This is a genomic window from Streptomyces sp. NBC_01549, from assembly GCF_026339955.1.
GTDB lineage: Bacteria > Actinomycetota > Actinomycetes > Streptomycetales > Streptomycetaceae > Streptomyces.
Window position 1 is genome coordinate 655,828 of the sequence record NZ_JAPEPW010000003.1, and the last position, 26,572, is coordinate 682,399.

A 26,572-nucleotide genomic window follows, 5' to 3' on the forward strand; every position below is an offset into this window, starting at 1 on the left:
AAAGCAGTTTCGCTCATCGCAGCAGCTCGGCAGACCGCAAGCAACCGGGACGCCCTGCAGTCGGGCCGATCGAGATCCCACGACCAAGGAAGACCGTCATGAATGCTGCCGATGCAGGCCATGCTCGGTTCCGCCGGGTGGCTCCCGCACGCGCGGGTCCACCTGCGGCGCCTCTTCGCGTACCTGCCGCAGCAACCCCGCTACTACAAGTGGCTGCCCAAGCTCGCCGAGTTGCTTCGCCGCAGCACCCGGATCCTGGCCAAAAATGCGTTCAGGCTGCGAAGAACGAGCGCGGCCTGAACGCGTTCGAAGTGCTGGAACGGCGTCAGTCGACGTCGATCACGACCTTGCCCTGCGCGGTGCCGCTCTCCACGGCCGCGTGGGCCTCGGCGACGTCCGCGAGCGTGAAGTGGCGGTGGTCGAGCTGGGGCTTGAGTGCGCCCGCGTCGGCCAGGGCGGCCGCTTCGCGCATGATCTCTCCGTGGTGCTCACGCCCGCGCCCGGTCAGCAGGGGCAGCAGGGTGAAGACACCGGAGTAGGTCGCCCCGCGGAAGGAGAGGGGCGCGATGCTGTGGGTCCCCCAGCCCAGCGCGCTCACGACGTGACCCGTGTAGGTGCGTACCGCCTCGAAGGAGGCGTCGAGCACGGAACCGCCGACGGTGTCGAAGATGACGTCGAAGCCCTCGCCGCCGGTGTGCTTGGTGACGTACTCGTCCACGGCGGTGGTGGTGTAGGTCGATCGGTGTGGCCCCCAGGCGCTCGACGACCTCCAGTCGGGAGGGCGACGCGGTGGCGAACACCTCGGCGCCGCGGGCGCGGGCGATCTGCACGGCCACCTGGCCGATGCCGCCGGCCCCGCCGTGGATGAGTACCTTCTGGCCCGCGTGGACCTGCGCCCGGTCGACCAGCCCCTCCCAGGCCGTGATGAAGACCAGGGGCACGGCCGCGGCCTCGCGCATGCTGAGCGCGGCCGGCTTGCGGGCGAGCAGGCGGCTGTCGACGGCCGCGTACTCGGCGAGCGAGCCCTGCACATCTCCGACGCCACCGGTCATGCCGAAGACCTCGTCGCCGGGCGCCAAGTCGTGGACACCGGGCCCGACCTCCTCGACCACGCCGGCCAGGTCCAGGCCGAGGACGGCCGGCAGCGTGCGCTTGGCGTGGGCGGCCTTGCCGGCCCGGATCTTGGTGTCCAAAGGGTTGACGCCGCTGGCCTTGATCTTGACCAGGACCTGGCCCCGGCCGGTGGTGGGCTTGTTGATCTCGCCGAGGACCAGCGGGGTGTCGAACTCCTGGAGAAGTACTGCGCGCATGACTGCGTCTCATTCCTGTGGTGTCAGGTGAGTGTGCGGCCGTGCAGCGGGGAGTGCTGCCGGGAAGGCCCGGAGCCGCGTGTGTCGGTCGCGGTGTTCCGGACGTGTTCGGTGCGATCAGGTGTGGCCTGTGACGAGCAGGCGGGCCGCAGATTTCGCCTCCTCCACGACGGTATGGTCCTGCAGCAGCCGCCCGGAGGCCAGCGCGCCGTCGATGAGGAGTCCGATGTGCCGGGCGAGCGCACCGGGGGCGGTGGCGCCGGCCTGTTCGCTCAGCTCGGTCAGCCATGCCTGACGGCGCTGCGTGTACCGCACGGTGATGGCCCAGGCCTCCGAGTCCAGATCCGCTTCGACCGCCGCGCTGACGAACGGGCAGCCGAAGAAGCCGTGCCGGTCGAAGGCGTCCGTGAGCGCGTCGAACAGTGCGACGAGTCGCTCGCGAGGGCCGCCCCGCCCTCGTCAAGTGCGGTGATCACGCCGTTCCAGCTCGACGACTCGGCGAACGCCCCGTGCACGAGCACGATCGTGGGCTTGGCCGAGGTGGTCGTGGTGATGCTCATGGCCTGCTCCTCCTCGTCTGGACCGACATGCGCCGAGCCTGTGCCGGCGCCGGGCCGCTCGCATCCGTGAGTCCCCGGTCGCAGTCCCCGGTGGAGCACGGAGACCGCGCGGCGGATGTGATCTTAGACAGATTGTTGGACACTATGTCCAATCTCGCTTAGGCTCCGGCGACAGCGCAGTTCAGCGCCCTATGTCCGAACTCGAGAGTGGAATCGCAGTGAGTGCTGGTGGAACAGGCCGTCCGACCCTCCTCCTGGCGCACGGGGCGTGGCACGGTTCGTGGTGCTGGGAGGGACTGACCTCGGTGCTCCACACCGACGGCTGGACGACCCGGACCGTCGACCTGCCCAGCGCGGGATCGCAGGCCGGCGTGCGGGACGACGCACACGTGGTGCTTCAGGAACTGGCACGCATCGACGGCCCCGTGGTCGTGGTCGCCCACTCCTACGGCGGTGTGCCGGTCACCCAGGCCGTCGCCGGGGCCACCGACATCTCGCACATCGTGTACCTGGCCGCGTACCAGCTCGACGTCGGCGAGAGCCTGCTGAGCCACCACGGCGCGCCGGCGCCGGCGGAGCCCGACGGTTTCCAGCCCGTGCCGGAGCACCCCATCCCGCTGTTCTACGCGGACGCCCCCGCGGCCGACGCCGAGGCGGCCGCCGGGCGGTTGGTGCCGCAGAGCACCAGGTCCTTCAGCGACACGCTGACCGCGGCCGGATGGCACACCGTCCCCTCGACATACGTCGTCTGCGAGCAGGACCAGGCACTCCCGCCGGGCGACCAGGAACAGCTCGCTGCCAGGTCCGGCTCGGTCCACCGCCTCGCCAGCGGCCACTCACCCTTCCTGTCGATGCCCGGGGAGTTCGCGGCGCTGCTCGCGAAGATCGCGTCCGAGGCGGCGGGCTGAGGCCGCGCGTCCGCCGCAGTCCCCACCCACACCCCCAGAAGGAGCACGTGGTGCCCAACAGTCGTGACGCCGTGGCCGGCGTGCCGTCGAAGGAAGAGGCCAGACCCGGATCGTGGCACGCGCCGCCGCCCTGCGGCCGCTGCTGCGCGAGCACGCCGGACGCGGCGAGACGGAACGCGTGGTGCCGGCCCGGGTCGTCGACGCGCTGGGCGAGGCCGGCGTCTTCCGCCTGCTCACACCGCGGCGGTACGGCGGTCTCGAGACCGACCTGCGCACGCTGACCGAGGTGTCGGAGACGCTGGGCGCGGCAGACGGCTCGTCCGCCTGGACCGGCATGATCATCGCGGTGACCAACTGGCTGGCCTGCCTGTTCCCGGACAAGGCCCAGGAGGAGGTGTTCGGCGCAGATCCCGACGCGCGCGTGACCGGTGTGGCGGCGCCCACAGGGACGGCGGAGAAGGCGCCGGGCGGCTGGCGGCTCAGCGGCCGCTGGTCGTACAACTCCGGCTTTCCGTACGCCACCTGGGCCGCCGTCGGCGCACTGCTCAAGGACGACGGCGCGGTCGTCGACCAGGCCCTGGTCCTGATCCCCGCCGGCGACCTCGCCGTCGAGGACGCCTGGCACATGGCGGGTATGAAGGGCACCGCCGGCAACACGCTGACCGCCCAGGACGTGTTCGTGCCCGAACACCGCGTGCTGTCACTCCCGGCCACCGCCGAGGGCGCCCGCGTGCGCTCCCACACGGAGGAGACGCTGTACGGCTCCACCTTCGGCCCCATGCTGCTGCTGTGCCTGGTGGGACCGTTCCTCGGGCTCGGCAGGGCGGCCCTGGACACCGTACGGGAGGCAGCCGCCGTCAAGCCGCTGTCGTTCACCACCCATTCCCGGCAGGCGGACTCCGTGGGGGTCCAGATACAGGTGGCGCAGGCGGCACTGAAACTGGAGACGGCCCGGCTGCACACCTACGACGCCGTCGACGCCGTGGACCGAGCCGCCCCGTCGGGCCCCCTGGACTACCCGGCACGCGCGCACATCAGGGCCCAGGCCGGCTACGCGGCCCAGCAGGCCCTCGGGGCGATCGAGATCCTCCCTGCTGAACGCGCACGGCTCGTCCGCCTTCGCCGACACGCACCCGCTCCAGCGCATCTGGCGCGACGCCGGTGTCGCGGCCCGGCACGCGGGCCTGGTCCCGGTCGTCGGCCTGGAGGTGTACGGCAAGTCACTCCTGGACGTCGACGAGCGTGTGAGCCTCATGGTCTGACCGGCCCGAGCCGTGCCGCCGCCCCACCGGAGCCGTTCCCGCTGCTCCGTAGGATGGCGGCATGGCTTCCACCACGCGACGACGTTCCACCGCGACCGACCGGCGGGCCGCACTTGAGGAGCGGGTGCTGTCCGCGCTCGAGGAACTCCTGCGGGATGGCCTGACCTACACCGAACTGAGCGTGGAGCAGATCGCGCACGCGGCGGGGATCTCGCGGTCCACGTTCTACCTGTACTTCCGCGACAAGGTCGACGTACTGCTGCGGGTGAGCGGTTCGCTCAGGTCGCGGAGCTACGAGATCGCGGAGGCGTGGCAGCCCTGCGGCCCGGACGGCGGCGCCGACGGCCTGGCCCGCACCTACGAACAGATCATGCGGCACTACCGCGAACACGCGGCACTGCTGTCGGCCATCCACGAGGTGGCCGCCTACGACCCCGCGGTCCGCGACTCGTGGGCGGCCCACCAGGACCGCTTCGTCGACAACCTCGTGGCCGTGCTGAAGGAGGAGCAACGCGCCGGCCGTACACCCGCGGACATCGACCCGCAGCTCGCCGCGCGGGTGATCGTCCAGGGAGGCGGCGAGGTCATCACCCGGCAGGTGGTCGGCAGCGACGGCAGCGACGACGCCGTCGTGGCCCGGGAACTTGCCCACGGCTACTGGCACGGCGTATACCGCCGCCCGGCCGGACGGTTCGCCGACTGACGCCACGTCCCGCCACCTGGGGATCCGGCCCGAGCGCCCTCCGGCGTGAGGCCTGCACGCCCGTCGGTCAGGGACTGATCCTCAGGTGGTGCCCTCAGTCAGGAGCCAGGAGTTCGAACTCCGCGCGGTCCGACGTCACGCCGTTAATCTGCAGTGCGATGGCGTGCGGGCCCGGGTGGTAGCGGCGAGTGGTGAGGAGCCGGAAGGAGTGTTCCCGGGTCACCGCGATCGTCTCGTCCGGGGCGAGGGTGCGGGTCGTGAGCTTGAACGTCTTTGCGCTCTGCGAGCCATTGGCCTTGTGATGGTGGACCACGTAGTCGATCGCCAGCCGGGCGTCCTCGGCTCCGGCGTTGCGGATGGCCGCGGTGAAGCGGACGCTCCCGCCGAACGGCACGCGGGTGCGATCGAGCACCGGACCGTCGATCTCGAGCGTCGCCGGGGCGAAGCCGAGCAGTTCGAGGGCGCCGGGGTGACCGCGTTTGACGAGCGTGCGCAGTCCGTGGCGTACGAGCCGTCCGGTCGTGGGGGCGGGGGCGTCCAGCCAGCGCCGGGCGGTGGTCACGGCGAGGTCGGCGTGGTCACGGCTGAGGTCGTTGAGGTGGTTGGCGACCGATCGCCGGACGTACTCGCTCTCGTCGCCGTAGAGAGCGTCGAGGACGGGCACGGTCGCGCCGGGGCGGGCGACGAGTTCCGGCACCCGGACCGACCAGGGAAGGCAGGGCCGGGTGCCCTCCGAGGCAAGACGGCGCACATCGGCGTCGGGGGACGCCGTCCATCCGGCGATGATCCCGAGCGCCCGGTCCAGATCGCGCCGCAACAGAATGCGCAGGGCGAACTCAGAGGTGAGCCGTCCGCTGAGGTCGGCCAGAAGCGCCATCGCGTCGTCGAAGACGGCGTCGGTGCCCTCGGCGACGGCCTTCGTGGCGACGGCACCGGTGACCGGCCAGATGAGCCATCCACCGAACTCCGGTACCCCGTCCCGGGCGGCCCGCACCACGCGCGCCAACTCGGCGTAGTCACCCGGCACGTCCATGAGAAGGGCATCGCGCAGCAGATCGGCCCGCTCGCGCAGCGAGAGCGGACCGAGTCGCCGTGCGGCCGCCCGCAGCGAGGCGAGTTCCGCACCGGGAAGTACGCTGCGGACGGCCCGGGTCAGCAGCTGCGCGGTGTGGCCGTTGACGAGTTCGTCGGCGAAGGGCATGGTCGTCTCTTCCCAGTGGTCAGGACTCGACGTGCTGGAGCACGGTGGTGAACTGCCAGTCGACGGTGCTGTGGTCGATCGCCTCGTGCACGGGTGAGTCGCCCATCTCGCCGGTGATCCCGGCGGCTCCGGAGCGGGCGTGCTCGATGCTGTCGTAGGAGACGATGTCAAGGATCGTGCCGTCGTCGCGCACGACGATCCGGCGCCACTGGAAGCCGGGGCGGCCCTTGAGGTACTCGTTGATGTCCGCGTTCGCCGCGACGAAGTCCTCCGGCGTAAGACCGGGCGCGGGGCGCAGGCTGGTCACTTCAAGGATCTCGGCCATGACGGGGTGTCCTTTCCGATGCTGGGTGGATGCCGCGGCTCGACGGGTGCCGTCCGCCGGCGGCTTCTCCAGCGTGCGGTGCGGGCCGGTGGGCCGGAAGGCAGTGTCTGCCTGGGTGTACGGCACCCAGGCAGACGCCGTGAACCGGGCGGGGCGGCGGACGCTCAGGCCGGCTCCGCCATCGAGGCCAGATACGTCAGGGCCTGCTCGCTGCGGCTCCCGGGTTCGGGCGTGCCGACGAGCAGCAGCTGCCCGGGAGCGTCGACCACGTCGAACGTCTGGTAGGTGAGCTCGATGCGGCCGACCTCGGGGTGGACGAACACCTTGAACAACCGGGTGAGGCCCGCGACGTCGTGGTCGGCCCACAGCGACCGGAACTCCGGTGAGACCTCGCCGAGTTCGGCGACGAGGCCGGTGATGTCCGCGTCGTCCGGGAACCGTCCCGCGGTCAGGCGCAGCGCGTACACGGTGCTGCGCCGCAGCAGCTCCCAGTCGGCGAACACGGCCTTGGCCCGAGGGTGGGTGAACAGGATGCGCGGCATGTTCCGCTCGGTACCGAACGGCGACAGCAGCGCATCGGCGATCGCGTTGGTCGCGAGCACGTCGAAGGCCGGGCCGAGGACGTACGCCGCCGCCTGGGGAAAGGCTTCCAGCAGTCGCAGGAGCGACGGGTGCACCAGCTCCCGCGGGCTGTCCGGGCCCAGCCGGGGATTAAGCCCCGCCAGCCGGAACAGGTGCTCGCGCGCCTCGGGCATGAGGCGCAACGCCTGCCCGATGGCCCCGATCACCTGCGCGGAGGGATTGCGCTCGCGCCCCTGCTCGAGACGGGCGTAGTAGTCCGCGCTGACCCCGGCGAGCACGGCCACCTCCTCGCGCCGCAGTCCGCGGACGCGTCGCCCGGAGACCCCGCCGGCCAGCCCGGCGTCGGCCGGCTCCACACGCGAGCGGCTCGCGCGAAGGAACACACCGAGCTCGTTGTCGCGTGGAGTCATGCCATCGATGCTAGCCGCGTTCGCCGGTTCGGCGATCCGGTGATTCGGGACCGTCAACAGCGTGATCACGAATGGTCTCCTGTCCGCGCCGCCGCGGCGCCTCGGTCACATCCCCGCAATGACATAAGGCGTGTCCAGCAGGATGTGGTGCCCCACGATCTTCCATTCGCCGTCGATCCAGCGCAGGTCGGTGTCGTAGTACCCGGACTCGATCGGCTGCACGGTGCCCTGGGAGCCGAAGGCGCCGTCCGGCCAGCCGCTCTCGGGACGCGCGGCGGCCTGGATGCGGAAGACGATGAACTGGGCGTTCATACGGGCGCGGTCACCGTCGACCTCGATGATGTGGTCGGCGGTCACATGGTGGCTGGAGCCGCCCACCGGGTGCGGGACCATGTAGTGGTCCACCGCGTATGCCACGGCCGCCCCGCCGATCAGCGGCGGCGCGACCGGCTCGTGGCTGCCGGGGCCGGTCCTGGAGAAGCTCTGCACGACGGCGTCGTCGGTGAACAGGGCGCCCTGCGCCTTGCCGTCACGCTGGTCCGTGGCCCGCACGTAGCGCGCCAGAACCTCCTGGATCCTGCGCTCATCACTCATGGCAGCCCTCTCGTATCGCAATGCGGATCCCATCCGGGCCGGCACTACCAGCCTCCGCCACTGCCTCGCGCCGAAGAAGGGTGCGCCAACCTGGGTGTGCGACACCCAGGCTCATGCTCCCTTCCCCGATTCGTTCCGATGCCTTGGAGTTGACGGCGCGGCTGGCTGCCGCCAGCACATGTATCTGAAGGAGCACGCATGACCACGCCAGCAGAATCGAAGACCGTACTGATCACCGGCGCCAGCAGCGGCATCGGAGAGGCCACCGCCCGCCGACTGGCCGGGCGCGGTCACCGCGTGCTCCTCGGCGCCCGGCGGACCGAGCGCCTGGCCGACCTCGCCGAGGAGCTGCGCGCAGCCGGTGCTGCCTCGGTCGCCCATCGCGAGCTGGACGTGACCAGCCTCGACTCCGTTCGCGCCTTCGCCGCCGCCGGCGTGGAGGAGTACGGCCGCATCGATGTGCTGATCAACAACGCCGGGTTGATGCCGCTGTCACCGATCGAGGACCTGCGGATCGCCGAGTGGGAGCAGATGATCGACGTCAACCTGCGCGGTGTGCTCTACGGGATCGCCGCGGTGCTGCCTCAGATGCGGCGGCAGGCGGGCGGGCACATCGTCAACGTGTCGTCGGTGTCGGGGCACCGGGTGGACCCGACCGCCGCCGTGTACAGCGCCACCAAGTTCGCCGTGGCGGCGCTGTCCGAGGGGCTGCGGCAGGAGAGCAGGGACATCCGTGTCACCGTCGTCAGCCCCGGCTTCACACAGAGCGAGCTGACGGACCGCGGTGGCTCGGCGGAAGCCCAGGGCGCTGCCCGCGCGGCGGCCGAGCAACTGGCGATCCCCGCCTCTGCCATCGCTGAGGCCATCGCCTTCGCCATCCACCAGCCGGCGAACGTCGACGTCAACGAACTGATCGTGCGCCCCACGGCACAGGGCTGACGACCGAGGCCTTACCAGCCCACCCCCGGCCGCCGGAGTTCAGCGGCAGGGAACGACGGTGGCCCCCTTTCGAAGCAGCTCCCCGGTCCGGCACATGCTGTGCCGGTGCCTCAACTCGCCGACTCTGGTGCGGAGTTGACCGGAGTTGTATTCCGATCCGCGGTCGCTGTGGATCACGCATCCCGGTTCCAGGCGGCCCAGCACGGCGGCCGTCGAGGGCGTCGACGACGAGTTCGGCGCGGTGGTGGTCGGCCATCGAGTAGCCGATGACTTCGCGCGTGGCCAGGTCCAGCCAGGAGGCGAGGTAGAGCCAGTCCTCGGCGGTGGGGAGGTAGGTGATGTCCCCGACGATCTTCGTGCCGGGTCGGTGAAGTCCTGGCCGATCAGGTCCAGCGACGGGACCGCCAAGGCGCTGGCCTTGGTCAGGCTGCGGCGTCCGGTGCGCCGGCTGTGCCCGGCGACTCGCCCATCGGCGCGGGAAGTTCGGCGACTACCGAGGTTCGTGACATTCGTGAGGCTTGCTACTTTCTGTTCCAGCGCGGTGTTCGTGTTCTTCAGCTGCTGGTTTTCCAGCTCCAGGACCTGGACGATCCGGGCCAGGAGCTGGGCCTGGGAGCGCAGGTCGTCGCGTTCGGCACGGACGCGCGCCAGGGCCTCTTGCTGCTTGCGACCTCGGGTCCGCGCGGCTTCGGAGACCGGTTCGGGAATGTGGCCGCGGGCCTTGACCAGCGCGTAGAACAGATCCTTGAGGCCGGTGTGCTTGTGGGTGAGCTTGTTGCGCCGCAGCCCCACCTCGACGGCGAGGGAGACGATGGTCAGCTTGCCGTCGGAGTGCAGCGGGGCACCGATCAGCAGGCGCACCATGGCGTCGGCGCTGCTCTCCTCTCGGAGATCGCGCTCGGGTCGGCAAACTGAGTTTTGGGGCTGCGGCCTCGCACGGACATTCACCCCCATCGATCACTCGGCAGTGTCCGCTGCCGCGCCCTGCCTCCCGGCACAAGGCCGTGCAGGCCGGTGCGGTCCTGCCCGGCAAGTACGCAGTACAGAAGGAGAACGTGGTGAACAGCAACAGCCACCAGGACGAGATCGGCGCGCCGTCCGTGGAGGACATCAGGGCCGGACTCGTCGGCCAAGCCGTCGCATTGCGGCCGCTGCTGCGCGGCCAGGCGGCCCGCGGCGAGTCGGACCGCGTGCTGCCGGTCGAGGTCGTCGACGCGCTGGCCGATGCGGGCGTCTTCCGGCTGCTGACCCCCAGGCGGTACGGCGGTCACGAGACCGACCTGCGGACCCTGACCGAAGTGTCCGAGGCCCTCGGGGAGGGTGACGGCTCGACGGCCTGGGTCGGGATGATCATTGCGGTCACGAACTGGCTGGCATGCCTCTTCCCGGACAAGGCGCAGGAGGAGGTCTTCGGAGCCGATCCGGATGCCCGCGTGACCGGTGTGGCGGCGCCGACAGGCGTCGGGGACCGGGTGCCGGAGGGCTGGCGCGTCAATGGCAGGTGGTCGTACAACTCCGGTGCCCCGTACGCCACTTGGGCCGCCGTCGGCGCCCTGTTGAAGGACGAGAACGGCGCGGTCGTGGACCAGGCTCTCGTCCTGGTCCACGCCTCCCAGCTGACCGTCGAGGACACCTGGCACACCGCGGGCATGAGGGCGACGGCCAGCAACACCCTGATCGCCGAGGACGTGTTCGTCCCCGAGCACCGCGTGCTGTCGGTCCCCGCGGCCGCGGAGGGTGTCTATCCCCGCGAGTCCCGTGACGAGACGCTGTACGACTCGACGTTCGGACCGATGCTGTTGCTGTGCCTGGTCGGGCCGCTGCTCGGTCTGGGTGCCGCCGCCATGCACGTGGCGGTGGAGCAGGCCGCCGCGAAGCCGCTGTCGTTCACCGTCCACCCCAGGCAGGCCGACTCGGTCGGTGTGCAGATGCAGGTGGCGGAGGCCGCGCTGAAGCTGGAGACGGCCCGCCTGCACACCTACCGGGCCGTCGACGAGGTCGACCGGGCCGCCGCCTCCGGCAGCCCCCTGGACTACGCCGCACGCGCGCGCATCAGGGCCCGGGCCGGCTTCGCCGCACAGCACGTGCTCGATGCGATCAGCACCCTCCTGAACGTGCACGGCGCTTCCTCGTTCGCCGACGCGGGTCTCCTCCAGCGCATCTGGCGGGACGCCAACGTCGCCGCCCGTCACGCCGGCCTGGTCCCGGCAGTCGGCCTGGAGGTCTACGGCAAGTCCCTCCTCGGCATCAGCGAACAGGTGAGCCTGATGGTCTGACCCGCCCCCGGCCACACCGTACGGCTTTCTCGGAGCGCGCCGTACGGTGTCGGCAGGCCGCCTCCACCCCCGGCGTCCCAGGCATCCCCGGTGACCTGCATGGAACACGCTGCCGTCCGGTTCCCTAGGATGCCGGTATGCCTTCCACAACCCGACGTCCCTCGCAGGCGGCCGACCGGCGAGCCGCGCTGGAGAAGCGGATCCAGTCCGTGATCGGGGAGTGTCTGCGGGATGGTGTGACCTACACCGAGCTGAGCGTGGAGCAGATCGCACAGGCCGCGGGGATCTCCCGTTCGACGTTCTACCTGTACTTCCGTGACAAGGTCGACGTGCTGCTCCGGCTGAGCGTCTCTCTCAAGGAGGAGAGCTACGCGATCGGGGCGTCGTGGCGGCCCACCGGCCCCGACGGGGGCGTCGACGGACTCGCCCGTACCTACGAGCTGATCCTGCGGCACTACCGCGAACATGCGGCCCTGCTCGCGGCGATCAACGAGGTGGCCGCATACGACCCGGCGGTCCGCGAGGCGTGGACGGCTGACCAGGACCGTTTTATCGACAACCTCGTGACGGTGCTGAAAGAGGAGCAGCGGGCCGGCCGTACTCCCGCGGACATCGACCCCGAACTCGCGGCCAAGGTGATCGTCCAGGGAGGCGGTCAGGTCCTCGCACAGCAGGTGTCCGACGGCGACGGCAGCGAGGACGCCCTTGTCGCCCGTGAGCTGGCCCGCGGCTACTGGTACGGCGTGTACCGCCGCCCGTCGGCCTGACGCCGACGGAACGGGCCTCACCGGATGGCGTCGGTCGCGTACTCCCACAGCCGGTCCGCTGCCTGCGGGTCGAGGGCGTGAGTGGCCACGCCGCCGGGCTGGTCGTCGTCGCTGACGACGCGAGCCTCCTGGTTGTCCTCGAAGTACCGGCCGGTCACACCGTCCAGGAGTGGTGACGCGGCCAGCAGCACGGAGGTCGCGGCTCCCTGGGCGGGAGTCTTGTAGTGCGGTAGCGGGGTCAGGTTTCCCTCGCTGTCCATCACGCCGAACGCGCGCATGGTGTCGTCGTCGAGGTGGCGCTGGAGGTTGGTGAGGATGTACCCGGGGTTGAGCGCGTTAACCGTGATTCCGTCGTCGGCCCAGCGTCGGGCACCGCCCACGGTGAAGAGGACCTCGGCGGACTTGGACTGCCCGTAAGCCGCCCAGGGCTCGTAGGCGCGCTGTTCGAAGTGAGGGTCGTCGAAGTCGAAGGCAGCCCTCCGCACCTGGTGGAAGTCCTGGAAGACACCGAGGAGGTCACCGCACGCTATGCGCATCTCCTCAAGGGCAGCACCCAAGAAGTACTACACCTGGCCAAGCCGCCCTACGTGACCGGGCCCGCGGGCGCCTCCAGTCATGGGGACGCCGCACAGCCGGAGTTCCGCGAGGGAATACGGCTGCGGTCGGTCTACGACACCGAAGGCTTCACAGACACGGTGTCACTGGAGACGGCGCTGCGGGGCAGCGCCAGAGGCGGCGAATTCCGGCTCAGCTCCCGACTTCCCGTCAAACTGGTCCTGTTCGACCGGACCGCCGCCCTCTTGCCCCTGCACGACGACCGCCCCTCGGCAGGGTCCCTCGAGGTCCGCTCACCTGCCCTCATCGACGCACTCGCCGCGCTGTTCGAGGCCATCTGGAAGCACGCGGTGCCGGTGTCACTGGAAAGTCGGCAGGACTGGCCCGCCCCCCGCCAGACCCGGGAGACGACGCGGATCGACGAACGAACCCAGGCGATCCTCGACCTCATGGCGACCGGGATGAAGGACGACGCCATCGCCCGGGTACTCAACATCAGCCGCCGCACCGTGCAGAAGCACGTGAGCGAGGCCGGCAGCGCACTGGGCGCCAGAACACGCTTCCAGATCGCCCTCCGCGCAGCCGAACGAGGCTGGCTGCCACTGGAAGCACCGAACTCGAACGACTAATGGCGGGAACCAGACGACGCCCAGATGGGAGCACTCCGCCTTCCCGTGTGCACCGTGATGTGGCCCTTGTTCCGGGGCGGGCGAGTGGGCAGGACCAAGGCGGATCCGCTGACGCCGCTGCGCCAGCTCGGTGTTCCACAGCGGCAGCAGGGACCACGAAGCCACGGCGGCGTGGCCGGCTCTTCACGATCACATCGCCACCGAGGACGGGTTGGAGCGGCGTGGGTGCGCTTGTAGCGGCCGGGCATGGTGCCGTCGGGCGTCCTTCAGGATGTCGTTGACCACCAGATCCTCGAGAAGCCGTCCGCACTCGGCGGGCGTTCACTGCACGGCCTCGTTCAATCCGTTCTCACTATCCGACTCAACACCGCAAATTGAGGCTCGAAACAGCTGGCCGAACTCTCCCTGAATCAACTTGATGTTGTTATCGAAGGAAGACGAAAACGCCCGGGTGGAGCGGACTCCGGAACTGCGAGAGAGCGATTTCATTCTGCCGCCCACCCACCTTGTCCGGCAAGGGCGAACCGCGCGGCATATGTGATCCTGCGCAAGTGAGAAGCCGGTCGGCGGCTCGGTCCACGAAATTTCGCCATGGCGTGTTGAACGGGGTGCGGTGGGGCGCGGGCCACGGGCCGGGCCAGACGCTCGACTTCACCGCACCGAACATCGGTGGGTTCGTCTCGATCGGGTCGACGACGACATATGCGCGCAACAATCCAGGGGTTGACAGGCCGCCAATCGGCATCGGCTAATTGATCGCCCGCACTTCATGCGAATTCGCTTTCCGTCGGCCCGCGTTGAGGGCCCAGTCATGATTGGCGACTTGTGTCGATATCCACTCGTGCGAGAGGCGCGTTCCCGGCCTTTCGCGTATTCCATCGCGGCGCGGCGATTCTCGGTGTCGCGACCATGGCACTACTGGGCGTCCAGCCCCTTGCGCACGCCGCCCCGTCCACGGTCGCGCAGGCCACGACCAGTACGGCCCAGGACGCATCCGACACCGAGCCCGACTTGGCACCCGTCTGCGGCACCCCGGCGAAGGGGCACGCGACGTGCTACGCCATGCGCGCGACAGACCAGCCGGCCACAATGCGGCTGAGCTCGTCCGAGGTTCCCGCGGGGCTGGGTCCGCAGGACATTCAGAGCGCCTACAACCTGCCCGCCAACGGCGGCGCCGACCAGACCATCGCCATCGTCGACGCCTACGACAACCCCAACGCCGAGGCGGACCTGGCCATCTACCGCAGCCAGTACGGCCTGCCGCCCTGCACCACCGCCAACGGCTGCTTCAAGAAGGTGGACCAGCGCGGCGGCACCGACTACCCGCGCTCCAGCGACGCATGGGCCGGGGAGATCGCCCTCGACCTGGACATGGTCTCCGCGGCGGCACCGGGAGCCGACATCCTGCTGGTGGAAACCGACAACGACGATCTGAGCAACCTCGCCGCCGGTGTGGACGAGGCCGCGGCCCTCGGCGCCAAATACGTCTCCAACTCCTATGGCAGGACCGGTGACTACCCGACCGATCTGGCCACCTACGGGTCCTCCTACGACCACCCCGGCGTCGCCGTGGTCGCAGCGAGCGGCGACAACAAATACGGCGTCTCCTTCCCCGCGACCCTCCCGTCCGTGACCGCGGTCGGCGGCACCACTTTGACGGCCGACCCGGCCGACGCCCGCGGCTGGTCGGAGACCGTCTGGGCCAGGGACTCCTACGGGCCGGGCTCCGGGTGCGCGTCCAGCCAGACGAAGCCGGACTTCCAGCAGGACACCGGCTGCACGGGACGAAGTGTCGCCGACGTCTCAGCCGTCGCTGACAACGTCGCCGTCTACCTGACCTACGGCTCACAGGGCAAGGGCTGGCAACGCTACGGCGGCACCAGCGTCGCGACACCGGTGATCGCCTCCATCTACGCGCTGGCCGGGCCACCGCGCCCCGGCACCTCCCCCAACTCCTATCCCTACGCCGCAAATGGCGTCGGTCTCAACGACATCACCACTGGGTCGAACGGAACCTGCTCCGTCGCATACCTGTGCAACGCCGGCACCGGCTACGACGGTCCGACCGGCCTGGGCACCCCGTCCGGCCTCGCCGCCTTCCGCAGCGGACCGCACGGCACCCTCTCCGGGACGGTCAAGGACGCGGCCACCGGCAAGCCGGTCGCCCACGCGACCGTCGGGTCCGGGCTGGACATCGCCACAACCGACACGCAGGGGACGTACACGCTCGACCTCCCCGCAGGCACGGTCAAGGACCTGACGGTGAAGGCCTTCGGCTACACAACGACCACACCGGTCACACTCGACATCGCGGACGGCCAGACCCTCACCCGCAACTTCCGACTCTCCCCCATCCCCCGCGAGCGCGTCCACGGCACCGTCAAAGACGGATCAGGACACGGCTGGCCGCTCTACGCACGACTCACCGTGAACGGGTCCCCCGAAACACCGGTCTGGACCGACCCGGTCACCGGCGCATACGAAATGAACCTGCCGAAGGGGAGCAACTACACGCTGAACGTCACCGCCGCCCTGCCAGGCTACGAACCCCTGGCACGCAAGGTGACGGTGCGCAACAAATCCGTCACCGCGCACGTCGCTCTGACCGCCGACCCCGACGCGGCCACCGCCGTCGGCTACCGGCTCGAACTCACCGACCGCACCGAAACGTTCGACTCCACCGCGACCGCGCCCCAGAACTGGAGCGTAGTGAACGCGGCCGGTACCAACAACGGATGGGAGTTCGACGACCCGACCCAACGCGGCAACTCCACCGGCGGCAATGGCGCCTTCGCCATCGTCGAGAGCGACAACGGGCCGATCGGACCGCATCAGGACAGCCAGCTCATCAGCCCTGAGTACGACCTGTCCGCCGCCCAGTCGGCGGAACTCACCTTCAAGACCGCGTACCTGTACAACCCCAACCAGCAGCACATGACCGTGGACGCCAGCACGGACGACGGCGCCACCTGGGAGAACGTCTGGACCGGACCGAAGGTCAGCGACTCCGCGCAGCGCCTGACCGCGCACGTCCCACTCCGGCAATTCGCAGGGCACAAAGCCGTGCGACTGCGCTTCCATTTCGTCGCCGACTGGGGCTACTTCTGGTCACTCGACGACGTGAACGTCCAGACCCGCGTCCTCGTGCCTGCACCCGGCGGCCTGACCATCGGCACGGTACGCGACGCCACAAGCGGCGCCGGCGTGCTCGGTGCCACGGTCAGCGATACCGCGGACCCGGACGAAACCGCCCTCACCACGGCCACGCCGGAGGACCCGGCCGTCGGGGACGGCTTCTACACCTTGTTCTCGGCGAACCCTGGCCCGCACACCCTCCGGGTCACGGCGTCCGGTTACGCAGAGCTGACCCGGACAACGACGGTTCACCGCGATCGGGTCAGCCGCAAGAATCTCGCCCTCAGGCCGGACGCATAACCACGGCACCGACAACCCGGCACGTCAACGCCTGCGGCTAGTTCAGGGTTCCTCCTTCGCTGGGTATATGTCCTGGTGGCGGGGTAGTTGACGGTGCTCGGGGGCGGGTGCTGGGCGACGGTCCTACGGGCACGGCCTGAGCGGGACGAGGATGAACGCAGGGTCGTTCACCGGTTGTCTCGGGCTCGGAAGGCACCGAGGGATGCGGTGATGCGGGCCCTGATGATCGAGCTGAGTTGGTCGGGGCCGCGCCGCCATTTTCCGAACGAGGCCGAAGCGCTCAAGGAGACAACCGCCCTCCACGCGCCACCACCCACAGCCCTGGCTGGTCTTCCCCGTCCAGCCAGGGCTTCGCGCCGTCCACACCCCTACGACCGCCCCGGATCCGCATTCGCTACCGGGGAGCGTCACTGTGCCCGGACGGACGCGCGCCTGTACCCATAGAGGGCCAGACGCGCCCCCAGCGGATGGGCCGGTTACAGCCCGATCGGCTCTTCCCAGCCCGCATGGCCGAGGTAGGTGAAGTACAGCCTGGGCAGTGTTCCCTGTGGGTGGTGGAGGACGGGCTCAAGGGGCCAGGGTTCCCTCTGAAGGAGATGAGCGACGGCTACCGGACGGTGGCGGCTCTGGTGCTGGACATTGTCCGGCAGATCCATGGGGTCTACGGGCGCTTGGATACCGCTTCGACTGCTGGTGGCGGGACGGCGATCACTCAGCCTGGTGTGGTGCTGATCGACGAGGTGGACGCGCATCTGCACGTGACGTGGCAGCGCAAGATCGGGGGCTGGCTGCAGGAGCACTTCCTCAACATTCAGTTCATCGTCTCCAATCACAGTCCCTACATCTGCCAGGCTGCTGATGAGGGCGGGCTGATCCGGCTTCCTGGGGTCGACGAGCAGCAGGCCCCGGAAGTGGTGGCTGAGGATCTCTACCGGCGGGGCGTCTACGGCAACGTCGTCCGGGTGACCGGCCTGCGCAAGGAGTACGGCGACACCGTCGCCCTGAACGGGGTGTCACTGGAGATCGGCGCCGGGGAGGCGGTAGCGGTGATGGGGCCCTCCGGCTGCGGCAAGTCCACGCTGCTCAACATGATCGCCGGCCTGGACCGGCCGAGCGCCGGCCGGGTGCACGTGCACGGCGAGGACCTGGGAGCGATGAACGAGACCGGGCTGGCGCTCTTCCGGCGCCGCCGGATCGGCATGATCTTCCAGTTCTTCAACCTCATCGACGACCTTCCCACGATCGACAACGTCGCCCTGGCCGCCCAGCTCACCGGAACGCCCACCCGTCAAGCCCGGCGCCGGGCACTGGAACTGCTGGACGAACTCGGCATCGCCGACCGCAGAAACGTCTACCCCGCCGCGCTCAGCGGCGGCGAGCGCCAGCGGGTGGCGGTGGCCCGCGCGCTGATGAACCGGCCCGCGCTGCTGCTGGCGGACGAGCCGACCGGCGCGCTGGACAGCCACGCGGGACTGGTCGACGGTGACCGCTTTGGCACCGGACGCGCAGGCCAACCAGTACTGGGTGCACCTCACCCGCGGCGCCGACTACAGCGCCTATGCGAAGGCTGTACAAGCCGCCGACCCGGGGCTCTACCCGACAAAAAACACCATGCTGAACGCGGACGCCGTGACCGTCATCAGCTCCGCCTCCGCGCTGACCCTGATGCTGACGCTGGTCGCAGCGATGGGCGTGTTCAACACCGTCGTGCTCAACGCACGGGAGCGCCGGCGCGACCTCGGGATGCTCAAGTCGATCGGCATGACACCACGCCAGGTCACGGTAATGATGGTGGTGTCCATGGCCGGACTCGGGCTCGTTGGCGGGATCCTGCGGCTGCCACTCGGAGTCTCGGCGTACCACGTGGTGATCCCGATAACCGAGCACGCCGCCCAACTCACCTTCCCGGCACGGATGCTGGACGTGTGGCACCCCAGGACCATGGTGTTGCCGGCGCTGGCCGGGGTCGCGATCGCCTCACTGGGCGCCGTGATACCGGCCCGTGCGGCGGCCCGGCAGACCATCGCCCGCGTCCTGCACACCGAGTAACGACCGCGCCGTGACAGAGACGGGCGTCCGCCAGGTCATCGGCGGCCCGGGGGATGCCCCTGGTAGCACCCACGCCCGTCTCGGCCGCCCGAGCAGCAGCGCCGCGCAGAGCTCCCACAGCCGTAAAGTTCTCAACCCCGGATTGGCCCGAAGCAGCGGAGTGGGCGCCACCTGGCACCATGAGTACGGTGCCTGTATGGGCAGGGACGGGACGCCTCGGCTGAGGCTGGTCGTGGTCGCGGAGGACGGCACCGGGCCTCGGTTGTGCCGTGGGTGCGGCTCTCCGCTGATGCCGTCGGCGAAGGTGACGGCGGTCTTCTGTTCGTCGACGTGCCGTTCGCGGCACTGGCGGCGGATGCGGCGGGCGCGGGCGAGGACCGAGGCGGTGAAGGCCAGCTGCCCGGAGTGCGGAGCGTCCTGGATGGTCAGTGTCGAACGTCCGCTCTCGGCAACGTACTGCTCTCCCGCCTGCCGCAAACGGGCTTGGCACAGGCGGCGCGCGCAACAGTGCGGGGGGTGAGGCCGCGCATCCGGCGGCCGCAGAGCCGCTCCACGCGCCGGGCCCGTGCGCGCTTTCCGGCGGCCGGGGAGCGTCGGATGGTGCGAAGTGACGGGCTTGCTGGACGGTCCGCCTGAGCCGGTCTGGCTCCGCACGGACGGGGACACCTGCTCGCCGCCAAATCGGCATGCCAAACGTAGCCGCTCGGTGCGATCATGCTGTCCGCCGACAGAGCGGGGAGAGCGTATGGCCGGCCTGACAGTGACGGTGTGTCTGCCGCCCGGGGTCGCGGACGATATTGAGGGGGCGCTCGCCGCCGCTCTCGCGCCGTTCGACCAGAACAGTGACAACCCCCTGGGCCGCGGCATGTGGGATTCACGCCGCATCCTCGGTGGCAGCAACGGTCGGGGGTTCGCGGTCGTCCGCGGATACGAGGACGATCCCAGGCTGGTCCACGACGAGCCCCGATACGACGGCACCCCTGCTCCCAGCGCTCCAGGAGTCTGTGCCGGAGGACCGCGCGCCCTGCTCGACTTCTCGCGGCCGCAAGCCGCTTCCGAACGAGCGACAGCCGCGTCCTGGGACCTGTGGCAACGTCTGTCTGGCGTACACCCTCCGGCCCTGCCCCTCAAGGTCTTCGTGGAGCGTTGGCGAAATGATCCCGACGCGTTCCCGGGCGGTCCCTGGGACGACGGGATGGTGGCCGCCTACCGAGCCCAGCCACTGATCAAGGCATACCTCGATCACCCCTGGAGTCTCGGATTGGGCTTTCCGGGCTCCCCCTTCCATACGGAGCATCCCGTCATCGGCTTCTCCCGCAGCCGTGCTGACTACATCCGTGAGCTCTCCTGGAAGCTTCCGCCGGACACGGACGTGCTCACCGTGGACGGCTGGTGGCGAGAGAGCGACGGAAGTGCCGTTCACGCGTCCTGCGACCCGGAATCGTGTCCGCACGATCCCCTGGGGCCCGCTGTATGGCCGGGCAGCGAGGCCTACCTGTCGCAGCTGCCCCGCGCCACGATTTTGGTACGGGTGCACTGCCACTGCTGATGCCCCCACAAAAGTTGTGCCAGAGCCGCAACTCGTGAACAAAGCCAGAGTGGGCAGACTCCGGCGACATCGGAGTCTGCCCGCACACTTCGTCTCCGCCGTTGGTCAGGAAGGAGTGGCACCATGGCGCACATGTTGAACTACAACCTCGCCGTCCCCGATGTAGATGACGCCGGTGTCCTGTCCGCGCTGGTGGCTGAGGGCGACGAGCTCGACGTCCTGGTCAGGGCAGTGGACGACTGGTCCATACCGACACCGGCACCGGGCTGGACGGTCGCCCACCAGATAGCCCACCTCGCGTGGGCGGACGCGAACGCACTCAGCGCCTTACGCACTCCGTACGCGTTCGGCGCCGAGCTCGGGCGGGCGGAAGCCGAAGGCAGCGGGTACGCAGACAAGGCCGCCGCCGCGGGAGCGGCCAAACCGCGGTCGGTGCTCCTGGACGAGTGGCGGGCCGGTCGAGCGGAACTGGCGGCGGCACTGCGCGACACGCCGTGGGACCACGCATTCCCCTGGTACATGTCGAAGGTGACCCCGGCCCTGATGACGCCCCTTCGTCTGATGGAAACCTGGGCACACGGACAGGACGTCTTCGATGCTGTGGGCGTGGCGCACCGCCCGACGGATCGACTGCAGCACGTGGCGTCGCTGGGGGTGTTGGGACGGGCGCTGTCCTTCGCCGCCGTCGGACTGCCTGAGCCGACGGACCCCTTCCGCGTCGAGCTGACAGCACCTGACGGACGGACCTGGGTGTGGGGCCCCGAGGCTGCCGCGCAACGGGTACAGGGCGGCGCTATCGACTTCTGCCTGTGTGTCACCCGGCGTCGCCCCTGGTCCGAGACCAACATGACGGCGACCGGCAAGGACGCTCAGAAGTGGCTGGAGGTGGCGCGCGTCTTTCTCTGAAAGCGTGTCGGGGTGCCTGGTCATGCGAGACGCGTGACGGTTGCGATCTGCTCTCCAGGCACGGCGACGGCCCCGGAATGATCAGCGGATGCGGGGGCGGTCTCGCCGATGCCATCGGCGAGACCGCCCCCGCCTTCCGGATCGAGTGGTCGGCACCCCTCGGGCCCGCCAAGGATTCGCCAACGCTGCCGACGTGGGTGAGGGAACGCCGTACGGCGCCGCCCCACCGAGCTGGCCTGTACCGCCACGGGGCACGACGGCGATCGCGCCGGAACCGGCACAGCTGCCGGTCGCCCTGGAGCGGGCCCGGGTCGCGCTGCGGCTGACCGACCGCGTGGACGGCCCCGGCCCCTGCCTGGTGGCGTACGACGATCTGGGAGCCCTCGCCACTCTCGCCGAGCGGCTCACACCGCAGGAGGCGGGTGTCACCACCGACGTGCTCCGCCTGGAGCAGGTGCTCGTCACCCATCCCTGGGTGATCGACACCCTCCAGGCGGTGCTCGACCAAGCCAGTCTGCGCCAGGCCGCGACCGGCCTCCACATCCATCACTCGACCCTTCAGGCTGTCGACCCAGCTCGGCTACGGGGTCATGAAGCCCGGCGGACGTCAACGCGCCGCCGTCGCCGTCCTCCTCTGGCGGATCGCCCACAGCGAGGACGAACGCGCCGAGGCGACGGCTGAGAGCACCGGCGCCTCCTGTTCGAAGCGAGGAGAGCGGCAACGCTGTTGGCGTGCGATGCACACCTGCAGCGAGACCTACGCCCTCCCCGGGCTCTCCGGACAGCGGATCTGCGTGCGCCGCATCCTGCGCGACGTGCCGCCTTGGCCGCCCTTTCCGGGCACGCTGCCGCCGCGCCGCGCCCCGGCATGGCGCGACCGGCCGGGGGTCAGCTGGTCGTGTCCGATTCGGGCGTGGTGAGGCCGGCCGGACTGGCACGGAGCATGGCCTTGTGGAGGTCGTCGTGCGGGGGCGAGGGGGGCAGGGGGCCGCGGGCCGGGGCTTCAAGGGACTGGATGAACAGGGCGACGACGCGCCGCCAGGCGTCGGGAGCGGCGCCGCCGGTGGCGTTGACGACACCGGCGTTGGCCATGTGGAGCAGCACGATGTCCGAGGAGTCGAAGTCCTCGCGCAGCCGGCCCGCAGCCTTGGCTCGGCTGATGAGCCGCAACATGCCCTCGAGTGCCTCGTTGCGGCGCCCTTCCATGGCCTTGGCGGTGGGGAAGGACGTGGTCAGCACGTCGGCGAAGCCGTAGTCGGCGGCCTGCATCGCGCAGGCGGTCTCGATGTACCCGACGAAACCGTGCCAGGGGTCGGGGTCGTCGAGGGCGACGGCGACCGCGTCGGCGTAGGCGTCCATGCGGTCGGCGAAGACAGCGGCGACCAGCTCTTCCTTGGTCGGGAAGCGGCGGAACATGGTGGCGATGCCGACACCTGCCTCACGGGCCACGGAGGCCATGGAGGCGTTCAGACCGTCGCGGGCGAACACCCTGCGTGCGGCAGCGATGATCCGCCCCCGGTTGCGCTCGGCGTCGCTGCGCAGCGGCTGTGCGGCGGTGTCGTCGGGGTGCTGGGAGCCAGGGGTCATGCCCGCCAGTCTAGCAATCGGATTGACCTATCCATTTTTAGTGCTAGTCTCGTTCCAGCGAGCCGGAGAGGTCTATCCGGTTCTTGAATCGGATAGGTCTATCCGATTGCTGCCGCTTCCCCGCTCCCTACCGAGCCTTACGAAAGGATCGCTGTGACCAGCATCGCCATCATCGGAGCCGGCCCCCAAATGGGCATGGCCATCGCCCGCACCTTCGGCTCCCAGGGCTTCGACGTCGCCCTGGTCTCCCGCAACCGCGAGAAGCTCGACGGCCTCGTCGACACGCTCACCGCCGAGGGCATCACCGCCGCCGCGTTCCCCGCGGACGTCCTCGACCATGACGCACTCACCCAGGCACTCAAGGACGCCGCCGCCAGGTTCGGCGGCATCGACGTCCTGGAGTACTCCCCACTCGCCATGGAATCCACCGTGTTGGCCACTCCGGCCGAGAGCGACCCCTCCCACATCCAGCGCGAGATCGAGGTCCAGCTCTACGGGGCCATGGCCGCCACCAAGGTGGTACTGCCCGCGATGCGCGATGCCGGTGCGGGCACCCTGCTCTACACCACCGGCGCCGGCTCCCTCGACCCGCTGCCGATGGTCGGCAACGTCAACGCCGCCGCCGCGGCGCTGCGCAACTGGGTGGTCAACCTGCACAAGGAGCTGGACGGCACCGGCATCCAGGCCGCTCACATCGCCATCGACGTGGCGCTCGGCGGCGTCTCGATCGACCCCACGCTCAAGGCGGCAACGCCCGAGGCGGTTTCCTCCGTCTACTGGGAGCTGCACACCACCAAGCGTGACCAGGGCGAGATCGTCTACAGGGGCTGAGGCCGCGTCGGCTCCCGCGCCGACCCTTGATCGCGACGCGGTGTGGCATGCCGTACCGCGTCGCGGCCAAGGAGAGGGCATCCGCTCCGGTGAGCGTGTCCCTGTAGCTCGTACAGGGCCTGCCGGCCGCGGCATTCGCGGCCGCCCGCGTCCTGAAGACCACCAAGCCCACAAGCAGTCCCGGTCTCAGCCCAACTGCCGTGGGTGAGTGAGCGATGTCGCGGTCCCGGTGGTGTGAGCTCAGCGTCACCAAGGTCGCCGCCGCCCTCGGGCTGAGCCTCCCGCGCCCCATGGACATCACGACCGTGCTCACGCCGCTGACCGCCATCGGCCATGCGGTGATCATGATGCTGGTCGTGAGCTTCCTGTGGGGCCGTTTCGGCCCCCGTTCCTCCTGGCGTCCTGCCCACTCCCCCTCCAGTCCAACTTCCCTATCGCGCCCAGGAGCTGTCGGTGGAACTCGGCATCCTCTCTCTGTCCGACCTGCAGACCGACCCCACCACGAGCGCTCTGCACGACGCCGGGCGCCGCACCCGCGAGATCGTGTCCTACGCCATCGCCGCCGACCAGGCGGGCCTGGACGTCTTCGGCCTCGGCGAGCACCACACCCCGGATTTCACCGTCACCAAACCCGCCGTGCCACTGGCCGCGATCGCCCAGGCCACCAGCCGTATCCGCCTGACCAGCGCGGTGTCCGTGCTGTCCACCGCCGACCCGGTCCGCCTCCATCACGACTTCGCCTCCCTCGACCTGCTCAGCGACGGCCGCGCCGAGAGCATCGCCGGGCGAAGCGCCTTCACCGAGGCGTTCCCCGCCTCTTCGGTGTCGGCCTGGACGACTACGACGAGGTGTTCACGGAGAGACTGCGGCTGCTGCTCGCCATCCGCGACAACCCCGAGCACGTCACCTGGCATGGACGGTTCCGCCCGGCTCTGAGCGGTCTCCCGGTCCCGCCTCGCCCCCAGCAGCCCCAACTGCCGCTGTGGCTCGGCGTCGGCGGCACTCCTGCCAGCGTGGAGCGTGACGGGTATCTCGGGCTACCCATGACGCTGGGCCTGATCGGCGGGGACATCCGCCGCGCCCGCGCGGCCGTCGAGCGCTACCAGGCCGTCGGTACCGGAGCGGGCCACCAGGCCGACTGGCTCCGGCTCGCCGTCTCCACTCACTTCTACGTCGGCGCTACCTCCCAGGGCGCGCGCGATCACCTCTTACAGTGTCCGCTTGAAGATCGCCCACCGCACAGGACCGCAACCCTCACCGGGTTGGTCTGTCGCCGACCGAGAAGGGGCAGGTTCGTGGACGAACAGCACGTCGTCATTGCCGGAGGAGGCCCTGTCGGGTTATGGCTCGGTGCGGAACTGCGGTCGAGCGGGATCCCCGTCACCGTCGTCGAGGAGCGCACGAAGGTCGATGAGCGCTCCAAGGCGCTCTCCATCCACCCCCGCACCATTGAGGTCCTGGCATCCCGAGGAGCGCACAAACCGTTCCTCGCCGAGGGCCTGCCGATCCCGAGCGGCCACTTCGCCGCGCTCGAGGAGCGGCTCGACTTCCTGGAACTGGACACTCCCTTCCCGTACTCCCTTGCCCTGCCTCAGGCTCGCACCGAGGCCCTGCTCCAGGAGCACGCGCTCAGTCTGGGCGTCACAATCGCGCGCGGGCATCGTGTCACCGGGTTCACCGGGACCGCCGATTCGGTGACCATGCAGGTGGCGGGACCGAAGGGGGCGTACGAGATCGAGGCGGCCTACCTCGTCGGCTGCGACGGCACCCGCAGCACCGTACGCTCCAGCGAGACCCCGACGCCGGCGAGGACGGCGAGGATCATGATGATCGGGCGGGTGCCCTTGCGCGGGTCGAACACGAGGAACGCGCCGATGATCAAGAGAGTGCCGTAGATCACCCAGCCGGCGTCCATGACGGCACCGAGGGGGGAGTTGGCGACCTGTCCGAACGCGGTCTGCGGCGGGCCGGTCAAGCCGAGGTGGCTGACCCAGTTGTACAGGGGCGAGTACGGCGGGTCCTGCCATGCGGCGGCGGTGATGAACTCGGCGACCCAGGACACGAGCGGGCCAAGAAGGATGAGGAGGGCTCCGGCGCGGGCAGCGGCGCCGGAGCGGACGATGGGGTTCATGCGAGGGCCATTCCGGGGACGCGCTTGCGGATGGCCTCCATCTCGGCTTCGTCCGAGACGCCCTGCCAGTCGTACCGGGGGGTGTAGGGGGCTTCCAGGGCGCGCACTTCGTCGTCGGTGAGCTCCACACCGAGGGAGGCCACCGCCTCGTCGATCTGCCGGATCGAGCCGGCGCCGACCAGCGGCGCGGTGACGACCGGCTGGCGTCGCAGCCAGGCGAGCGCGACCTGTGCGCGGCTGACGCCGTGGGCGTCCGCGACCTGTCCGACCGCGTCGATGATCGCGTGGTTGGCCGCCTCCTGTGCGGGCGAGTACAGCAGGTCCGCGTAGGCGCCGTCCGTCTCGGAGCGCACCGTCGAGCGGGCGTCGTCCCACGCGCGGGTGAGGCGGCCGCGGGCCAACGGCGACCAGATGATCGCGCCGACGCCCTCGTCCAGGCACAGCGGGATCATCTCCCGCTCCTCTTCACGGGCGAGCAGATTGTAGTGGTCCTGCATCGACACAAACCGCGCCCAGCCGTTCTGCTTCTGCAGGTGCAGCGCCTTCGCGAACTCCCACGCATGCATGGACGAGGCGCCGAGGTAGCGCACCTTGCCTGCCTTGACGAGGTCGCTGAGGGCTTCGAGGGTCTCCTCCAGCGGCGTCGCGTGGTCGTTGCGGTGCACCTGATACAGGTCGATGTAGTCGGTGCCGAGGCGGCGCAGCGAATGGTCGACCTCGGTCATGATCGCCTTGCGCGACAGTCCCCGTCCGTTGGGCCCCAGCCGCATCGGATGGCGCAGCTTCGTGGCGATCACCACGGCATCACGGTCGGCGAAGTCCTTGAGCGCTCGCCCGAGGATTTCCTCACTGGAACCGTTGGAGTACATGTTCGCGGTGTCGAAGAAGTTGATCCCCACCTCCAGCGCGTGCCGGATGAGCGGGCGCGCGTCCTGTTCGCCCTTCGACCAGACGGGGTGCCCGCGGTCGGGCTCGCCGTAGGTCATCGCGCCGATCGCGATCGGGGACACGTCGAGGCCGGTCATGCCGAGCTTGATGTAATGCATGACGCTCCTTAAAGTAT

The 26,572-nt window shown here is 69.8% G+C and carries 23 protein-coding genes and 10 pseudogenes; 20 read left to right on the top strand and 13 right to left on the bottom strand.

Going from position 1 to position 26,572, the window contains the following annotated elements; translation table 11 throughout:
• Positions 1 to 102 precede the first annotated feature (102 nt).
• Positions 103 to 300: a hypothetical protein gene (locus tag OG819_RS49335; protein ID WP_266638210.1), complete on the top strand. Its 198-nt coding sequence runs from the start codon at positions 103 to 105 to the stop codon at positions 298 to 300.
• A 25-nt stretch (positions 301 to 325) separates the two neighbouring features.
• Here the strand turns inward: OG819_RS49335 and OG819_RS49340 are convergent, their stop codons facing one another.
• The 4 genes and pseudogenes from OG819_RS49340 to OG819_RS49355 form a co-directional block, all read right to left on the bottom strand.
• The gene (locus OG819_RS49340; protein WP_266656544.1) at positions 326 to 1,033 is read right to left on the bottom strand and encodes a zinc-binding dehydrogenase; all 708 of its coding nucleotides are present in this window, start codon (positions 1,031 to 1,033) and stop codon (positions 326 to 328) included.
• Positions 1,034 to 1,115: 82 nt separating this feature from the next.
• Positions 1,116 to 1,310, bottom strand: a pseudogene (locus OG819_RS49345) (quinone oxidoreductase); the annotation flags it as partial.
• Between the two features lie 117 nt (positions 1,311 to 1,427).
• Positions 1,428 to 1,625, bottom strand: a complete 198-nt coding sequence (locus OG819_RS49350) for a hypothetical protein (protein WP_266638212.1) — start codon at positions 1,623 to 1,625, stop codon at positions 1,428 to 1,430.
• 146 nt (positions 1,626 to 1,771) lie between these two features.
• A pseudogene (locus tag OG819_RS49355) lies at positions 1,772 to 1,870 on the bottom strand (alpha/beta hydrolase); the annotation flags it as partial.
• 191 nt (positions 1,871 to 2,061) lie between these two features.
• On the opposite strand from OG819_RS49355, the gene OG819_RS49360 reads away from it, so the two are divergent.
• The 4 genes and pseudogenes from OG819_RS49360 (at position 2,062) to OG819_RS49370 (ending at position 4,743) form a co-directional block, all read left to right on the top strand.
• Positions 2,062 to 2,778, top strand: a complete 717-nt coding sequence (locus OG819_RS49360) for an alpha/beta fold hydrolase (protein WP_266656225.1) — start codon at positions 2,062 to 2,064, stop codon at positions 2,776 to 2,778.
• Positions 2,779 to 2,959: 181 nt separating this feature from the next.
• Positions 2,960 to 3,730 (top strand): annotated as a pseudogene (locus tag OG819_RS59330) (acyl-CoA dehydrogenase family protein); the annotation flags it as partial.
• 124 nt (positions 3,731 to 3,854) lie between these two features.
• Positions 3,855 to 4,040: pseudogene (locus OG819_RS59335) on the top strand (oxidoreductase); the annotation flags it as partial.
• 124 nt (positions 4,041 to 4,164) lie between these two features.
• Positions 4,165 to 4,743 (top strand): TetR/AcrR family transcriptional regulator, encoded by a 579-nt coding sequence (locus tag OG819_RS49370; RefSeq protein ID WP_266638215.1) that lies wholly within the window; start codon positions 4,165 to 4,167, stop codon positions 4,741 to 4,743.
• A 94-nt stretch (positions 4,744 to 4,837) separates the two neighbouring features.
• Here OG819_RS49370 and OG819_RS49375 read toward each other — a convergent pair whose 3' ends face one another.
• The 4 genes from OG819_RS49375 to OG819_RS49390 form a co-directional block, all read right to left on the bottom strand.
• A complete protein-coding gene (locus OG819_RS49375) occupies positions 4,838 to 5,944 on the bottom strand; it encodes a DNA alkylation repair protein (RefSeq protein ID WP_266656229.1) in 1,107 nt (368 codons plus the stop codon).
• 19 nt (positions 5,945 to 5,963) lie between these two features.
• The gene (locus OG819_RS49380; protein WP_266638217.1) at positions 5,964 to 6,269 is read right to left on the bottom strand and encodes a hypothetical protein; all 306 of its coding nucleotides are present in this window, start codon (positions 6,267 to 6,269) and stop codon (positions 5,964 to 5,966) included.
• A gap of 164 nt (positions 6,270 to 6,433) precedes the next feature.
• Positions 6,434 to 7,261 carry a helix-turn-helix transcriptional regulator gene (locus tag OG819_RS49385; protein WP_266656231.1) on the bottom strand — a complete coding sequence of 276 codons (828 nt, stop codon included), beginning with the start codon at positions 7,259 to 7,261 and terminating at the stop codon, positions 6,434 to 6,436.
• 105 nt (positions 7,262 to 7,366) lie between these two features.
• Positions 7,367 to 7,855: a nuclear transport factor 2 family protein gene (locus tag OG819_RS49390; RefSeq protein ID WP_266638219.1), complete on the bottom strand. Its 489-nt coding sequence runs from the start codon at positions 7,853 to 7,855 to the stop codon at positions 7,367 to 7,369.
• Positions 7,856 to 8,053: 198 nt separating this feature from the next.
• Between OG819_RS49390 and OG819_RS49395 the strand changes: the two genes are divergently transcribed.
• A complete protein-coding gene (locus OG819_RS49395) occupies positions 8,054 to 8,794 on the top strand; it encodes an SDR family oxidoreductase (RefSeq protein WP_266638220.1) in 741 nt (246 codons plus the stop codon).
• A gap of 141 nt (positions 8,795 to 8,935) precedes the next feature.
• On the opposite strand, the pseudogene OG819_RS49400 reads toward OG819_RS49395, so the two are convergent.
• A pseudogene (locus OG819_RS49400) lies at positions 8,936 to 9,161 on the bottom strand (DDE-type integrase/transposase/recombinase); the annotation flags it as partial.
• Positions 9,162 to 9,852: 691 nt separating this feature from the next.
• On the opposite strand from OG819_RS49400, the gene OG819_RS49405 reads away from it, so the two are divergent.
• Positions 9,853 to 11,070 carry an acyl-CoA dehydrogenase family protein gene (locus tag OG819_RS49405; RefSeq protein WP_266656233.1) on the top strand — a complete coding sequence of 406 codons (1,218 nt, stop codon included), beginning with the start codon at positions 9,853 to 9,855 and terminating at the stop codon, positions 11,068 to 11,070.
• Positions 11,071 to 11,207: 137 nt separating this feature from the next.
• Positions 11,208 to 11,837, top strand: a complete 630-nt coding sequence (locus OG819_RS49410; protein ID WP_266638222.1) for a TetR/AcrR family transcriptional regulator — start codon at positions 11,208 to 11,210, stop codon at positions 11,835 to 11,837.
• 17 nt (positions 11,838 to 11,854) lie between these two features.
• Here the strand turns inward: OG819_RS49410 and OG819_RS49415 are convergent.
• Positions 11,855 to 12,313: pseudogene (locus OG819_RS49415) on the bottom strand (SDR family oxidoreductase); the annotation flags it as partial.
• Positions 12,314 to 12,325: 12 nt separating this feature from the next.
• Between OG819_RS49415 and OG819_RS49420 the strand changes: the two are divergent.
• The 8 genes and pseudogenes from OG819_RS49420 (at position 12,326) to OG819_RS49455 (ending at position 21,642) form a co-directional block, all read left to right on the top strand.
• Positions 12,326 to 13,021, top strand: coding sequence for a LuxR C-terminal-related transcriptional regulator (locus OG819_RS49420; protein WP_266656235.1), 696 nt, complete (start codon positions 12,326 to 12,328; stop codon positions 13,019 to 13,021).
• Between the two features lie 909 nt (positions 13,022 to 13,930).
• Positions 13,931 to 16,456: a carboxypeptidase regulatory-like domain-containing protein gene (locus OG819_RS49425; RefSeq protein WP_266656237.1), complete on the top strand. Its 2,526-nt coding sequence runs from the start codon at positions 13,931 to 13,933 to the stop codon at positions 16,454 to 16,456.
• A gap of 506 nt (positions 16,457 to 16,962) precedes the next feature.
• Positions 16,963 to 17,289 (top strand): annotated as a pseudogene (locus OG819_RS49430) (AAA family ATPase); the annotation flags it as partial.
• Between the two features lie 138 nt (positions 17,290 to 17,427).
• Positions 17,428 to 17,928, top strand: a pseudogene (locus OG819_RS49435) (ABC transporter ATP-binding protein); the annotation flags it as partial.
• Positions 17,929 to 17,938: 10 nt separating this feature from the next.
• Positions 17,939 to 18,505, top strand: a complete 567-nt coding sequence (locus tag OG819_RS49440) for an ABC transporter permease (protein ID WP_266656239.1) — start codon at positions 17,939 to 17,941, stop codon at positions 18,503 to 18,505.
• 745 nt (positions 18,506 to 19,250) lie between these two features.
• Complete coding sequence (locus OG819_RS49445) at positions 19,251 to 20,054, top strand: hypothetical protein (protein ID WP_266638227.1); 804 nt, start codon at positions 19,251 to 19,253, stop codon at positions 20,052 to 20,054.
• Between the two features lie 123 nt (positions 20,055 to 20,177).
• A complete protein-coding gene (locus OG819_RS49450) occupies positions 20,178 to 20,960 on the top strand; it encodes a TIGR03084 family metal-binding protein (protein WP_266656241.1) in 783 nt (260 codons plus the stop codon).
• Positions 20,961 to 21,153: 193 nt separating this feature from the next.
• On the top strand, positions 21,154 to 21,642 hold the full coding sequence (locus tag OG819_RS49455; RefSeq protein ID WP_266656243.1) for a hypothetical protein: 489 nt from the start codon (positions 21,154 to 21,156) through the stop codon (positions 21,640 to 21,642).
• A 206-nt stretch (positions 21,643 to 21,848) separates the two neighbouring features.
• On the opposite strand, the gene OG819_RS49460 is transcribed toward OG819_RS49455, so the two are convergent.
• The gene (locus tag OG819_RS49460) at positions 21,849 to 22,547 is read right to left on the bottom strand and encodes a TetR/AcrR family transcriptional regulator (protein ID WP_266638230.1); all 699 of its coding nucleotides are present in this window, start codon (positions 22,545 to 22,547) and stop codon (positions 21,849 to 21,851) included.
• Positions 22,548 to 22,700: 153 nt separating this feature from the next.
• Here OG819_RS49460 and OG819_RS49465 point away from each other — a divergent pair, with 153 nt between their 5' ends.
• The 4 genes and pseudogenes from OG819_RS49465 to OG819_RS49480 form a co-directional block, all read left to right on the top strand.
• Positions 22,701 to 23,378 carry an SDR family oxidoreductase gene (locus OG819_RS49465; protein WP_266638231.1) on the top strand — a complete coding sequence of 226 codons (678 nt, stop codon included), beginning with the start codon at positions 22,701 to 22,703 and terminating at the stop codon, positions 23,376 to 23,378.
• Between the two features lie 453 nt (positions 23,379 to 23,831).
• Positions 23,832 to 24,314, top strand: coding sequence for an LLM class flavin-dependent oxidoreductase (locus OG819_RS49470; RefSeq protein WP_266656245.1), 483 nt, complete (start codon positions 23,832 to 23,834; stop codon positions 24,312 to 24,314).
• Positions 24,227 to 24,529: pseudogene (locus OG819_RS49475) on the top strand (LLM class flavin-dependent oxidoreductase); the annotation flags it as partial. The gene OG819_RS49470 and the pseudogene OG819_RS49475, both read left to right, overlap by 88 nt.
• Positions 24,530 to 24,673: 144 nt before the next feature.
• Positions 24,674 to 25,162: pseudogene (locus tag OG819_RS49480) on the top strand (FAD-dependent monooxygenase); the annotation flags it as partial.
• Here OG819_RS49480 and OG819_RS49485 read toward each other — a convergent pair.
• Positions 25,123 to 25,509, bottom strand: a complete 387-nt coding sequence (locus OG819_RS49485; RefSeq protein WP_266656247.1) for a DUF998 domain-containing protein — start codon at positions 25,507 to 25,509, stop codon at positions 25,123 to 25,125. The pseudogene OG819_RS49480 and the gene OG819_RS49485 sit on opposite strands and share 40 nt — an antisense overlap.
• Entirely contained in the window at positions 25,506 to 26,555 is a 1,050-nt protein-coding gene (locus OG819_RS49490) for an aldo/keto reductase (RefSeq protein ID WP_266638234.1), read from the bottom strand. The genes OG819_RS49485 and OG819_RS49490 overlap by 4 nt, the downstream gene beginning before the upstream one ends.
• Positions 26,556 to 26,572: the final 17 nt, after the last annotated feature.

Coding starts and splice junctions, on each gene's coding strand:
- OG819_RS49335 (WP_266638210.1), top strand. CDS start 103: ATGCTGCCGATGCAGGCCATGCTCGGTTCCGCCGGGTGGCTCCCGCAC.
- OG819_RS49340 (WP_266656544.1), bottom strand. CDS start 1,033: ATGTGCAGGGCTCGCTCGCCGAGTACGCGGCCGTCGACAGCCGCCTGC.
- OG819_RS49360 (WP_266656225.1), top strand. CDS start 2,062: ATGTCCGAACTCGAGAGTGGAATCGCAGTGAGTGCTGGTGGAACAGGC.
- OG819_RS49375 (WP_266656229.1), bottom strand. CDS start 5,944: ATGCCCTTCGCCGACGAACTCGTCAACGGCCACACCGCGCAGCTGCTG.
- OG819_RS49380 (WP_266638217.1), bottom strand. CDS start 6,269: ATGGCCGAGATCCTTGAAGTGACCAGCCTGCGCCCCGCGCCCGGTCTT.
- OG819_RS49385 (WP_266656231.1), bottom strand. CDS start 7,261: ATGACTCCACGCGACAACGAGCTCGGTGTGTTCCTTCGCGCGAGCCGC.
- OG819_RS49390 (WP_266638219.1), bottom strand. CDS start 7,855: ATGAGTGATGAGCGCAGGATCCAGGAGGTTCTGGCGCGCTACGTGCGG.
- OG819_RS49395 (WP_266638220.1), top strand. CDS start 8,054: ATGACCACGCCAGCAGAATCGAAGACCGTACTGATCACCGGCGCCAGC.
- OG819_RS49410 (WP_266638222.1), top strand. CDS start 11,208: ATGCCTTCCACAACCCGACGTCCCTCGCAGGCGGCCGACCGGCGAGCC.
- OG819_RS49425 (WP_266656237.1), top strand. CDS start 13,931: ATGGCACTACTGGGCGTCCAGCCCCTTGCGCACGCCGCCCCGTCCACG.
- OG819_RS49445 (WP_266638227.1), top strand. CDS start 19,251: ATGGCCGGCCTGACAGTGACGGTGTGTCTGCCGCCCGGGGTCGCGGAC.
- OG819_RS49450 (WP_266656241.1), top strand. CDS start 20,178: ATGGCGCACATGTTGAACTACAACCTCGCCGTCCCCGATGTAGATGAC.
- OG819_RS49460 (WP_266638230.1), bottom strand. CDS start 22,547: ATGACCCCTGGCTCCCAGCACCCCGACGACACCGCCGCACAGCCGCTG.
- OG819_RS49485 (WP_266656247.1), bottom strand. CDS start 25,509: ATGAACCCCATCGTCCGCTCCGGCGCCGCTGCCCGCGCCGGAGCCCTC.
- OG819_RS49490 (WP_266638234.1), bottom strand. CDS start 26,555: ATGCATTACATCAAGCTCGGCATGACCGGCCTCGACGTGTCCCCGATC.